The sequence below is a fragment of the Agromyces seonyuensis genome (genome assembly GCF_009789225.1).
GTDB lineage: Bacteria > Actinomycetota > Actinomycetes > Actinomycetales > Microbacteriaceae > Agromyces > Agromyces seonyuensis.
Genome location: NZ_WSTA01000010.1, coordinates 32695 through 44611, shown reverse-complemented (window position 1 = coordinate 44611; position 11917 = coordinate 32695). Strand labels below are relative to the sequence as shown.

General features: G+C 71.1%; 12 protein-coding genes. 3 read left to right on the top strand and 9 right to left on the bottom strand.

What is annotated here, in order from left to right; genetic code table 11:
- Positions 1–4: 4 nt before the first annotated feature.
- Complete coding sequence (rsmD, locus tag GB864_RS03855) at positions 5–640, top strand: 16S rRNA (guanine(966)-N(2))-methyltransferase RsmD (protein ID WP_160423028.1); 636 nt, start codon at positions 5–7, stop codon at positions 638–640.
- Here rsmD and thiL read toward each other — a convergent pair.
- Entirely contained in the window at positions 628–1569 is a 942-nt protein-coding gene (thiL, locus tag GB864_RS03850) for a thiamine-phosphate kinase (RefSeq protein WP_160423044.1), read from the bottom strand. The genes rsmD and thiL overlap by 13 nt on opposite strands.
- A 155-nt stretch (positions 1570–1724) precedes the next feature.
- Here thiL and GB864_RS03845 point away from each other — a divergent pair, with 155 nt between their 5' ends.
- On the top strand, positions 1725–2198 hold the full coding sequence (locus GB864_RS03845) for a DUF3515 family protein (RefSeq protein ID WP_160423027.1): 474 nt from the start codon (positions 1725–1727) through the stop codon (positions 2196–2198).
- Here the strand turns inward: GB864_RS03845 and GB864_RS03840 are convergent.
- The 8 genes from GB864_RS03840 to GB864_RS03805 all read right to left on the bottom strand — a co-directional run bounded on the left by GB864_RS03840 (position 2195) and on the right by GB864_RS03805 (position 10959).
- Positions 2195–3289 carry a D-alanine--D-alanine ligase family protein gene (locus GB864_RS03840; RefSeq protein WP_160423026.1) on the bottom strand — a complete coding sequence of 365 codons (1095 nt, stop codon included), beginning with the start codon at positions 3287–3289 and terminating at the stop codon, positions 2195–2197. The two genes, GB864_RS03845 and GB864_RS03840, sit on opposite strands and share 4 nt — an antisense overlap.
- On the bottom strand, positions 3189–4331 hold the full coding sequence (locus GB864_RS03835) for an NAD(P)H-dependent glycerol-3-phosphate dehydrogenase (RefSeq protein ID WP_160423025.1): 1143 nt from the start codon (positions 4329–4331) through the stop codon (positions 3189–3191). Before GB864_RS03835 ends, GB864_RS03840 begins: the two co-directional genes overlap by 101 nt.
- Entirely contained in the window at positions 4324–5124 is an 801-nt protein-coding gene (locus GB864_RS03830) for a lysophospholipid acyltransferase family protein (RefSeq protein WP_419672765.1), read from the bottom strand. Before GB864_RS03830 ends, GB864_RS03835 begins: the two co-directional genes overlap by 8 nt.
- Before the next feature lie 7 nt (positions 5125–5131).
- Positions 5132–6502, bottom strand: a complete 1371-nt coding sequence (gene murA / locus GB864_RS03825) for a UDP-N-acetylglucosamine 1-carboxyvinyltransferase (protein ID WP_419672764.1) — start codon at positions 6500–6502, stop codon at positions 5132–5134.
- Positions 6499–7119 (bottom strand): 3-isopropylmalate dehydratase small subunit, encoded by a 621-nt coding sequence (leuD, locus tag GB864_RS03820; protein WP_160423024.1) that lies wholly within the window; start codon positions 7117–7119, stop codon positions 6499–6501. The genes murA and leuD overlap by 4 nt, the downstream gene beginning before the upstream one ends.
- Complete coding sequence (gene leuC, locus GB864_RS03815; RefSeq protein WP_160423023.1) at positions 7119–8606, bottom strand: 3-isopropylmalate dehydratase large subunit; 1488 nt, start codon at positions 8604–8606, stop codon at positions 7119–7121. Before leuC ends, leuD begins: the two co-directional genes overlap by 1 nt.
- A 372-nt stretch (positions 8607–8978) precedes the next feature.
- On the bottom strand, positions 8979–9764 hold the full coding sequence (locus GB864_RS03810) for a PP2C family protein-serine/threonine phosphatase (RefSeq protein ID WP_336603867.1): 786 nt from the start codon (positions 9762–9764) through the stop codon (positions 8979–8981).
- 163 nt (positions 9765–9927) lie between these two features.
- A complete protein-coding gene (locus tag GB864_RS03805; RefSeq protein WP_160423022.1) occupies positions 9928–10959 on the bottom strand; it encodes a TerC/Alx family metal homeostasis membrane protein in 1032 nt (343 codons plus the stop codon).
- Positions 10960–11206: 247 nt separating this feature from the next.
- Here GB864_RS03805 and GB864_RS03800 point away from each other — a divergent pair, with 247 nt between their 5' ends.
- On the top strand, positions 11207–11905 hold the full coding sequence (locus tag GB864_RS03800; protein WP_202106958.1) for a TIGR00645 family protein: 699 nt from the start codon (positions 11207–11209) through the stop codon (positions 11903–11905).
- Positions 11906–11917: the final 12 nt, after the last annotated feature.

Here is an 11917-nt window from a genome sequence, read left to right as displayed (position 1 = left end):
CGCCATGACCCGTCTCATTTCCGGCTTCGCCGGCTCGACCCGCCTCGCCGTGCCCAAGCGCGGCACCCGTCCGACGAGCGACCGCGTGCGCGAGGCGATCTTCTCCGCGCTCGACGCCCGCGACGAGCTCGCCGGGGCGCGCGTGCTCGACCTGTACGCCGGTTCCGGCGCCCTCGGGCTCGAGGCGGCGAGCCGCGGCGCCCGTGAGGTCGTGCTCGTCGAGAAGTCCGAGGAGGCGGCGAACGTCTGCCGCAAGAACGCGGAGGCCGTGCGCTCGGCCGCCCGCGGTCGCCGCGCCCCCACGATCACGGTGGCCGGCCAATCGGTGCAGTCCTATCTCGCGACGCGGCGATCGAGCGTCGACGTCGTCTTCATCGATCCGCCGTACGAGCTCGGGGAGACCGAGGTCGCCGCCGACCTCGCGGCGCTCGCCCCGCTCCTCTCGGAGGACGCGACCGTCATCGTCGAGCGCTCCGGGCGCTCCCCCGAACCGATCTGGCCGGCGGGCATCCGGCTCGAGCGCAAGCGCGACTACGGCGACACGATGCTCTGGTGGGCGTACGCCGCCGATCCGGATGCCGCGGACGACGACGAGGACGGCCCCGCGGACGGCGAGAGCGCCGCGGATCAGCCCGCCTGACCGTCCCAGTCGGCGAAGGGGTCCCAGCCGCCCGGGTCGATCGGCCTGCCGTCGAGCGAGACGACGCCCGCGTCGGACGTGACGACGCCGAGACGCTCGAAGCCCTCGGGCAGCGCGGCGTCCGCGGGGAAGGTCGCGAGCATCCCGTGGTCCTCCGCGCCGCCGAGCGCCCAGCGCGGCTCGTCCCCCAGCGCGCCCGAGTCGAAGTCGAGGCCGACCCCGCTCGCGCGGGCGATGCGCGCAGCATCCTTCGCGAGCCCGTCGGAGACGTCGAGCATGGAGGTCGCTCCGGCGACGGCCGCGGCGACCCCGGCGGCGACGGGCGGTTCCGGCGCGAGCTGGGCGCCGACGAGCTCGGGGTGCGCCCGCCGCAGGGCCGCGGCGAGGTCGGCGTCGGGCTCCCCCGAGGCATCCCGGCCCTGCTCGAAGAGCAGCGCGAGCCCGCGTGCCGCCGCGCCGCGTGCGCCCGCGTGCGCGAGCACATCGCCCGCGCGCGCACCTGAGCGCAGCACCGGCTGACGGCCCTCGAGGTCGCCGAATGCCGTGACCGCGATCGTGAGCACCCGGGATGCGGACAGGTCGCCGCCGACGACGCCGGCCCCCGGCGCGAGGGCGTCGAGGCCGGCGCGCAGGCCGTCGGCGATGCCCTCGAGCAGCGGCACGGGCGTCTCGGGCGGCGCGGCGATCGCGACCACGAGGGCGGTCGGGCGGGCCCCCATCGCCGCGACATCGGTGAGGTTGGTCGCCGCGGCCTTCCAGCCGAGGTCGAACGGGCTCGACCAGGCGAGCCGGAAGTCGGGGCCGTGCACCATGAGGTCGGTGGTCACGACGAAGCGCGAGTCGGGCGCGGCCACGACGGCCGCGTCGTCGCCCGGTCCGAGCAGCGCCGACGCCCCCGAACCGAGGCGGGGCAGGATGCGGGCGAGCACGCCGAGTTCCCCGACGACGCCGACGGTGTCGGCGTCGGTGTCGGCCGGATCGCCCGTGGGACTGCTCGAGGAGGCATCCGCATCGGCCGGGCGGGCGGCCCGGGGCTCGGGTTCTTCGAAGGTCGACGGCACCCTGCAACGGTAGCCTGAAGGGGATGAACCGCCGTCTCCCCCGCCTCGCCGGCGTGCTCGTCGGCGCCGGTCTGCTCACCACCGCCCTCGCCGGCTGCGCCGGCACCGTCGCCGTCGACGCGGCCCCCGATGCCGCGAACGCCGCCTGCGCCGACGTCTCCGTCGCCCTGCCCGACACCGTCGCCGGCCAGGAGCGCCGGGAGACGAACGCCCAGGCGACCGCCGCCTGGGGCGACCCGGCCGCGGTCATCCTGCGCTGCGGCGTGCAGCCGCTCGGCCCCACGACGCTGCCGTGCCAGACGGTCGACGGCATCGACTGGGTCATCGACGACAGCGACGCCCCCCGCTACCTGCTCACCACGTACGGGCGCGAGCCCGCCGTCGAGGTCTACCTCGACACCGAGCTCGTGGCCGACTCGACGGTACGCGCCGACCTCGGCGCGGCGATCGAACGGATCCCCGCGACGGGCGGCTGCACCGACGAGACGGTCGGCTAGCGCGCTCCGCGCGCGATGCCGCTGTCGACGAGCTCCGAGATGAGCTCCGGGTAGCTGAGCCCGGAGTTCAGCCAGCACGTCGGGAACATCGAGATCGGAGTGAAGCCCGGCATCGTGTTGACCTCGTTGACGACGAAGCCCTCGCCGGAGAGGAACACGTCGACGCGGGCGAGACCCTCGCCGCCGATCGCCTCGAACGCCTGCTGCGCGATGCGCTCGAGCTCGAACCGCTCGCCCTCGCCGAGCTCGGTCGGGCACACGAGGTCGACGCCGTCGGCGCCGAGATACTTCGCCTCGAAGTCGTAGAAGTCGCGGCCGGTCACGACGACCTCGCCGGCGACGCTCACGCGCGGGGCGCCGCCCGCCGGGTCTTCCAGCACGCCGCACTCGATCTCGCGGCCGACGACGGCCGACTCGACGAGGGCGCGGTCGTCCTCGGCGAACGCGATCTCGAGGGCGCGGTCGAGCTCCGACCAGTCCGAGACCTTCGTTACGCCGACCGACGAGCCCGCGCGAGCGGGCTTGACGAACGCGGGCAGCCCGAGGGCCTTCGCGCGCCGGTGCCACAGGTCGCGGCGCTCGCCGGCCCAGTCGCGCCGGGAGATGGTCACCCACGGCGCGACGGCGATGCCGGCGGCGTCGAGCATCGACTTCGTGACGTGCTTGTCCATGCCGATCGCGGAGGCGAGCACGCCGTTGCCGACGTAGGGCAGCCCGATGAGCTCGAAGAGCCCCTGGATCGTGCCGTCCTCGCCGAAGCGGCCGTGCAGGATCGGGAAGACCACGTCGACGTCGCCGAGGGAGCGCTCGCCCGAGGCATCCTGCACGCGGAGCTCGCGCGTCGCGGCCGATTCGGGCCAGCGCACGCGGGTGCCGTTGTCGACGACCTCCGGCAGGTGCTCGGGATCGAGGGCGAAGCGGGCCGGGTCGTCCTCGACGAGGACGAAGGCGCCGTCGCGGGTGATCCCGACGGGGATCACCTCGAAGCGGTCACGGTCGATCGCCGCGAGCACGCCTCCCGCCGTCGCGCAGCTGATCGAATGCTCGCTGGAACGCCCGCCGAAGAGCAGAACCACCCGGTGCCGGTTCATTCGTGTTCCTTTCGCCCGTCGGGCCGTCGCTGTCGGTGGTCAGATGTGGTGCGATCTTCGAGGGATGCATGGTGCCCGCGAGCACCATCCGCACCTGTTCGACGATGGGCATGTCGACGCCCCGCGACTTCGCGAGCTCGAGGATCGGGCCCACGGAGGCCAGCCCCTCGGTCGTCTGCTGCATGCGGTCGACGACCTCGGGGAGCTTGTAGCCCTGCCCGAGGAGGCGCCCCGCGGTGTTGTTGCGGGACAGCGGCGACTGGCACGTCGCGATGAGGTCGCCGAGGCCGGCGAGTCCCGACAGGGTGTCGGGGTGCGCGCCGAACGCGACGGCGAAATCGGTCATCTCGACGAGACCGCGCGTGATGATCGACGCCTTGGTGTTCTCGCCGTAGCCGACGCCGTCGACGATGCCGATCGCCACCGCGATGAGGTTCTTCAGGACGCCGCCGAACTCGGTGCCGGGCACGTCCTGGTTGACGAAGGTGCGGAAGTACGGCGTCGTCGACGCCCGCGCGACGGCCTCGGCCGTCTCGAGCGAGTCGGAGGCGACGACCGCGGCCGTCGGCTGCTCCTTCGCGATCTCGAGCGCCAGGTTCGGCCCGGAGACGACGGCGATCCGCTCGCCCGGGATCTCCAGCACCTCGGCGATGACCTCGCTCATGCGCAGGCCGCTCGACTTCTCGACGCCCTTCATGAGCGAGGCGACGATCGTGCGCTCTCCGAGATGCGGCTGCACCGCGAGGAGGTTCTCGCGCAGCGACTGGCTCGGCACGGCGAGGTAGACCTGCTCGGCGCCCTCGACGGCGCGGTCGAGCCGGCTCGTCGAGTGCAGGCCGGCAGGCAGGTTCACACCGGGGAGGTAGTCGCTGTTGCGGCCCGCCTCCTCGATCTCGCGGGCGAGCTCGGGACGGCGCGCCCAGATCACGACGTCGTTGCCGGCATCCGCGAGGATCTTGGCGAACGTCGTGCCCCAGCTGCCCGCTCCGAGCACCGCGATGCGACGAGCATGGCCCCGGCGCCGGTGCACGGCCCTATCCATCGAACTTCCCGGTCTCCCGTTGGTCGTGGTTCGCGGGGTTCCAGCGCTCGGCCGGCGGCTCCTCGCCGCGCAGTTCGCCGAGCAGGCGGGCGATCTCGGCCATGACGACGTCGGTCGCCTCGGTGAGGGTCTTCGCATCGAGCGGCTTGCCCTCGAAGGCGGAGAGGTCGACGGGGTCGCCGATGATCACCGTCACCGGCTTGCGGAGCGGCCAGAAGCGCAGCTTGCCGTAGCGCGGCATGACCGCCTGCGCGCCCCAGTGCGCGCACGGCACGATCGGGATGCCCCGCTCCAGCGCGATGCGGACCGCGCCGGACTTGCCGCGCATCGGCCACAGGTCGGGGTCGCGGGTGAGCGAGCCCTCGGGGTACACGACGACCATGCGCCCCTTCTCGACGAGCTCCTCGGCGGCGCGGACGGCGTCGCCAGACTGCCGCCCGGTGCGCTCGACGGGGATCTGCCCGGACGTGCGCAGCAGCCAGCCGACGACCGGCACCTTGAACACGGAGGCCTTGGCGAGGAAGCGCGGCGGGCGGCCGAGGTACCACGAGGCGGCGCCGACCACGACCGGGTCGATCTCGCTCAGGTGGTTCGGCGCGAGCACGAACGCTCCGGCGGCGGGGAACTTGTCGCGGTCGACGAAGCGGAACTTCACCAGCAGCCCCACGAGGGGCAGCAGGATGCCGGCGAGCAGCCAGAAGATCGAGGGTCGTCGCTTCTCCGCTCCGCGGCGTGCGGCGGGCTCGGAGCCCGTCGTCACGCCGCGGTCGGGGGATGGATCACGGGGTGGCACTCCCCCATTATCCTTCGACGACGAAGTCGGCCCCGAGCAGCTCGAGCTTCGAGATGAAGTTCTCGTAGCCGCGCGCGATGATGCCGACGTTCGAAACGGTCGAGCGCCCCTCGGCCGACAGCGCGGCGATGAGGTGGCTGAAGCCGCCGCGGAGGTCGGGGACCTCGACGTCGGCGCCCGTGAGCTTGCGGGGCCCCGAGATCACGGCGGAGTGCTGGAAGTTGCGCTGTCCGAACCGGCACGTGCGCGCGCCGAGGCACTCCTTGTGGACCTCGATCGTGGCGCCCATGTCGACGAGCGCGTCGACGAAGCCGAAACGCTGCTCGTAGACGGTCTCGTGGACGATCGAGACGCCCGTGGCCTTGGTGAGCGCCACGACGAGCGGCTGCTGCCAGTCGGTCATGAAGCCGGGGTGCACGTCGGTCTCGATGATGACGGGCTTGAGCTCGCCGCCCGGGTGGTAGAAGCGGATGCCGTCCTCGTGGATCTCGAACGCGCCGCCGACCTTGCGGAAGACGTTGAGGAAGGTCAGCATCTCGGGCTGCTGCGCGCCGCCGACGTAGATGTCGCCGTCGGTCGCGAGCGCCGCGGCCGCCCAGCTGGCGGCCTCGTTGCGGTCGAAGAGCGCGCGGTGCGTGTAGCCGTCGAGCTTGTCGACGCCCTCGATGCGGATCACCCGGTCGGTCTCGACCGTGATGATGGCGCCCATCTTCTGGAGGATGTTGATGAGATCCATGATCTCGGGCTCGATCGCGGCGCCCGTGAGCTCGGTGATGCCGTCGGCGAGCACCGCCGTGAGCAGCACCTGCTCGGTCGCGCCGACGCTCGGGTAGGGCAGCGACACCTTGGCGCCGTGCAGGCCCGTCGGCGCCGACATCCGGATGCCCGAAGGCAGCTTCTCGACCTTGGCGCCGAAGTTGCGCAGCACCTCGAGGTGGTAGTCGATGGGGCGGTCGCCGATGCGGCAGCCGCCGAGGTCGGGGATGAACGCCTCGCCGAGCTTGTGCAGCAGCGGGCCGCAGAACAGGATCGGGATGCGGCTGGAGCCCGCGTGCGCGTCGATGTCGGCCATGTGCGCGGATTCGACGTTGCGCGGGTCGAGGATGAGCTCGCTCTCGTCGACGCCGTGCGTGACCCGCACCCCGTGCACCTCGAGGAGGCCGCGGACGACGCTCACGTCGGAGATGTTCGGGACGTTCTTCAGGACGGAGGGGGTGTCGCCGAGGATGGCGGCGACCATGGCCTTCGTCACGAGGTTCTTCGCGCCACGCAGTTCGATGCGGCCGGTCAACGGCTTGCCGCCGTTGATCGTCAGTCGGTCGACGTTCATGCCGACCGCCTTTCCGTGCTGCTTGGCGTCTTCCACGAGAGTGTTCACTGGCCCCCTACTTCTGCCGGTTCTCGGACGGGAAGCGTCCTCGGCCGCCACGACTCGCGCCGAGTCTCGAACTCGGTGATCGAGTCTTCGTCGCGGAGGGTCAGGCCGATGTCGTCGAGACCCTCGAGCAGCCGCCACCGAGTGTAGTCGTCGATCCCGAAGGGGACGCTCAGCTCGCCGATGGACACCGTACGGGCAACCAGGTCGACCGTCGCGGTTATTCCCGGCTGCGCCTCGATCGCGGCCCAGAGGCGCTCGACGTCGGTCTCCTCGACCTGGGCGGCCAGGAGGCCCTGCTTGCCGGAGTTGCCGCGGAAGATGTCGCCGAACCGGGGGCTGATCACGACTTTGAAGCCGAAGTCGCGCAGCGCCCACACGGCGTGCTCGCGGCTCGACCCGGTGCCGAAGTCCGGCCCCGTGATGAGGATCTCGGCGCCCTGGAACACGGGCTGGTTGAGCACGAACTCCGGGTCCTGGCGCCAGCCGAAGAACAGCGCGTCGTCGAAGCCGGTCTTCGTGACGCGCTTCAGGAACTGCGCGGGGATGATCTGGTCGGTGTCGACGTTGGAGCGCCGCAGGGGCGCTGCGATCGCCGTGACCGTCTCGAACTTCTCCATCAGGCCATCGCCCCTTCCGTCTCGCTCGCGGACGCCGGGTCGGCGATCTGCTCCAAGTCCCACGGGCTCGAGAGCGTGCCGCGGATGGCGGTCGCGGCCGCGACGAGCGGCGAGACGAGGTGGGTGCGGCCGCCCTTGCCCTGGCGGCCCTCGAAGTTGCGGTTCGAGGTCGAGGCGCAGCGCTCGCCGGGGGCGAGCTGGTCGGGGTTCATGCCGAGGCACATCGAGCAGCCTGCGAAGCGCCACTCGGCGCCGAACTCCTCGAAGACCTTGTCGAGGCCCTCTGCCTCGGCCTCGAGACGCACTCGGGCGGAACCGGGGACGACCATGACGCGCACGCCGTCGGCCTTCTGCTTGCCGCGCACGATCGACGCGAAGGCGCGCAGGTCCTCGATGCGGCTGTTCGTGCAGGAGCCCATGAAGACGGCGTCGACCTTGATGTCCTTGAGCGGGGTGCCCGCCTCGAGGTCCATGTACTCGAGGGCGCGCTCGGCGGCGGCCCGCTCGTGCGGGTCCTCGAAGTCGTCGGGGGCCGGCACCGTGTCGGAGAGCGAGACGCCCTGGCCGGGGTTCGTGCCCCAGGTGACGAAGGGCTCGAGCGCGTCGGCGTCGATGAAGACCTCGGCGTCGAAAGTCGCGCCCTCGTCGGTCGGCAGCGTGCGCCAGTACTCGACGGCGGCGTCCCAGTCCTCGCCCTCGGGCGCGTGGGCGCGGCCGCGCAGGTAGTCGAACGTGGTGTCGTCGGGGGCGACCATGCCCGCTCGGGCGCCGGCCTCGATCGACATGTTGCAGATCGTCATGCGGCCGTCCATCGACAGCGCCCGGATCGCCGAGCCGCGGTACTCGAGCACGTAACCCTGGCCGCCGCCCGTGCCGATCTTCGCGATGACGGCGAGGATGATGTCCTTCGCCGTGACGCCCGGGCGCAGCGTGCCCTCGACGTTGATCGCCATGGTCTTGAACGGCTTCAGCGGCAGCGTCTGGGTGGCGAGCACGTGCTCGACCTCGCTCGTGCCGATGCCGAAGGCCATGGCGCCGAAGGCGCCGTGCGTGGAGGTGTGCGAGTCGCCGCAGACGACGGTGATTCCGGGCTGCGTGAGGCCGAGCTGCGGACCCACGACGTGGACGATGCCCTGCTCCTTGTCGCCGAGCGAGTGGATGCGGATGCCGAACTCGGCGGCGTTCTTGCGCAGCGTCTCGATCTGGATACGGCTCGTGGGGTCGGCGATCGGGCGGTCGATCTGGAGCGTCGGCGTGTTGTGGTCCTCCGTCGCGATCGTCAGATCGGGGCGTCGGACAGGGCGGCCGGCCACGCGGAGGCCGTCGAAGGCCTGCGGGCTCGTCACCTCGTGCACGAGGTGCAGATCGATGTAGATCAGGTCGGGGTTGCCGTTCTCACCCTGCGAGACGACGTGGGCGTCCCACACCTTCTCGGCCAGGGTGCGCGGGGCTTCGGTGCCGGGACGGGCGGATGCTGCGCTGTTCATCAGGATGCGTTCCTCAGACTCGGGGAGGTCAGGCCGACGACGGACTCCGCGACGGGGAAGGCCTGCTAGAACGAGGCCCCGTCGCGGCGACGAAGAAGGAGTCGGCCGACGAGCACGAGCGACAGATTACCACCGCGGGCCGGATGCCTTTCGCCGGTCCGGTAGCGAAGCGTCTCGAGACCCCACCGCCGGTCGAGGAGCGAACCCTCCGTCGATCGAGGAGCGAAACCTCCGTCGGTCGAGTAGCGAAGCGTATCGAGACCTCGCAAGGCGACGTACCGGGGTCTCGATACGGCGCTGGCGCGCCGACTCGACTACCGGAAGCTGCCCCCGGCGCGCCTACTCGACCACCGGAGGCTGCCCCCGGCGCGCCTACTCGACCGCCGGAGGCTGCGAGCCGGTCTCGACCACGACGATGCTGACGTTGTCGCGGGCGCCGTCCTCGAGGGCGGCCGCCATGAGCGCCGGGACCGCCGACGCGGGGCCGTCGGGGGCGTCGGCGAGGAAGCGGGCGATGGCGGCATCGTCGAGTTCGCGCGTGAGCCCGTCGCTGCACACCAGGAACGCGGCCCAGTCCTCGGGGCGCTCGAGCCGGTCGTCGAAGTCGACGACGTCGGCCATGCCGAGCGCGCGGGTGATGACGTTGCGATCGGGATGCGTCGCCGCCTGCTCGGGCTCGATGAGCCCGAGATCGAGGTACTCCTGCACCGCGGAGTGGTCGCGGGTGAGTTGCTCGAGGCTCCGCCCGTCCCAGCCGTAGACGCGGGAGTCGCCGACGTTGACGACGAGCCACCCGGTACGACCGCCGCCGGTCTCGACGAGGACGACCCCGGCGAGCGTCGTGCCGGCTCGGCCGAGCCCCGTGCCGCCGCTCACGCCGCGCACTGCCTCGTTCGCGGCTTGCACGGCGTCGAAGACCTGCTCGGGCGTCGCAGCATGCCGACCCGCGAGCCGCTCGCGCAGCGCGTCGACGGCGGCGCGGCTCGCGAGCTCCCCGCCCGCGTGGCCGCCCATGCCGTCGGCGACGAAGAACGCCGGCGCGGCCTCGAGCACGGCGTCCTCGTTCTCGCGGCGGACACCGCCGACATCCGTCGCCGCCATCGAGACCAGCCCTCGCTCGCCCAGCGACGCGGTCGTCACTTCGTCCTCGGCCCCCACCTGCACCCCTCGCGCAGCCCCGCGCGCCCCCACCGAGCGCGCTCCCACGCTAGCAAACGCGCCGCGTCCGGCGCCGCGACGCGCGACGGGCCCCGGCCGATCCGGCCGGGGCCCGTCGCGGAACGGGGGGTGCGGAGCACGAGGCATCCGTCACCGGGTGGGCTCAGCCGCGCTCGCGCTCGGCGTCCTCCGTGAAGTGCGGGACCTCTTCGGAGAGCGTGTGCCCGCGACGCTTGGCATCCCGGTTCGCCTTGATGAGGCTCGCGATCGTCGCGACGGCCATGGAGGCCACGATGACGATGAGGGAGGTCCACGTGCTGATCTCGGGCGCCCACTCGATGTGGTGGCCGCCGTTGATGAAGGGGAGCTCGTTCTCGTGCATCGCGTGGAAGACGAGCTTCACGCCGATGAAGGCGAGGATGAACGCGATGCCGTACTTGAGGTACTCGAGGCGCTCGAGCAGGCCGCCCAGCATGAAGTAGAGCTGGCGGAGGCCCATGAGCGCGAACACGTTCGCCGTGAACACGATGAAGGCGCTCTGGGTGATCCCGAAGATCGCCGGGATCGAGTCCAGGGCGAAGAGCAGGTCGGTGGTGCCGATCGAGATGAAGACGATGAGGATCGGGGTGAAGACCTTCTTGCCGTCGATGACGGTCTTGAACTTCAGGCCGTCGTAGTCGTCGGTGATGTCGATGCGGCGGCGCAGGAGCTTGATGAGGCCGTTGTCCTCCTGGTCCTCCTCCTTCGCCGTCGCCTGCTGGATGGCCGTCCAGACCAGCCACGCGCCGAAGATGTAGAAGATCCACGAGAAGTTCTCGATGAGCGCGGCGCCCAGCAGGATGAAGATGCCTCGGAAGATCAGCGCGAGGATGATGCCCACCATGAGCACCTCCTGCTGCATCTTCTTCGGCACCGAGAAGCGGGCCATGATGATGACGAACACGAAGAGGTTGTCGATCGAGAGGCTGTACTCCGTCAGCCAGCCGGCGATGAACTGCCCCGCGTGCTCGGCGTCGCCCAGCAGGTACATGAGCAGCGCGAAGACGAGCGCGAGGCCCACGTAGAACGCGACCCAGAGCGAGGATTCCTTCAGCGAGGGAACGTGCGGTCGCTTGATGACGAGCAGCAGGTCGGCGAGCAGGATCAGGGTCAGCGCGACATAGGTGCCGACTTCGAACCAGAGCGGGATTTCCACGCGGGCAGCCTTTCGGAAGTGTGCGATTTCAGGGACGACGGAGTCTCGAACGTCTCTCCCGACCGTCGGACGACGGCCTCGAGGCCCGGGGCGGCTGCGACGGCGCCCGTACTGACGGATCTCGAACGGGGCGCCACGCCCCGGGGGTACTCCCCTTCGCTCGGGCGAGCCTAGCGGAAGTCGGGCACGGCGATCGCACCTCTACTTCCCGTAGAATCTCGACACCCGAACGCGACCAGGAGGCTCGTTGCACACCCCTGCCCCCCGCCCGATCACCCGCACCGCTCCGTGGGGCCGCGCCGTCGGCGGGCTCATCTTCGCCAGCCGCTGGCTCCAGGCGCCGCTCTACGTCGGCCTCATCATCGCCCAGCTCATCTACGTGGTCGTCTTCCTCGTCGAGCTGTGGCACCTCGGCGAATCGGTCTTCCACGACCCGACGCACATCGACGAGGCGACGATCATGCTCGGCGTGCTCGGCCTCATCGACGTCGTCATGATCGCGAACCTGCTCATCATGGTCATCATCGGCGGCTACGAGACCTTCGTCTCCCGCATCGGCGTCGACGGCCACCCCGACCAGCCCGAGTGGCTGAGCCACGTCAACGCGAACGTCCTCAAGGTCAAGCTCGCGATGGCGATCATCGGCATCTCGTCGATCCACCTGCTCAAGACCTTCATCGAGGTCGGCGGGATGACCGACAGCGGCGTCGCCGCGGAAGGCGAGCGCTACACGTCGACCGGCGTGATGTGGCAGGTCGTCATCCACCTCGTGTTCATCGTGTCGGCCCTCGCGCTCGCCGCGATCGACCGGATGAGCTACCACCGCGTGTCGCCGCACGAGGTGCACGACGGCCTGCCGGTGCCCTATCCCGACTTCCCCCAGCCCGGCGAGGCCGCGGCGCCCGCGCCGGCGGTCTCCGACGCGACGGAGCCGGCGCGCCACTAGTCGGCAGACGAC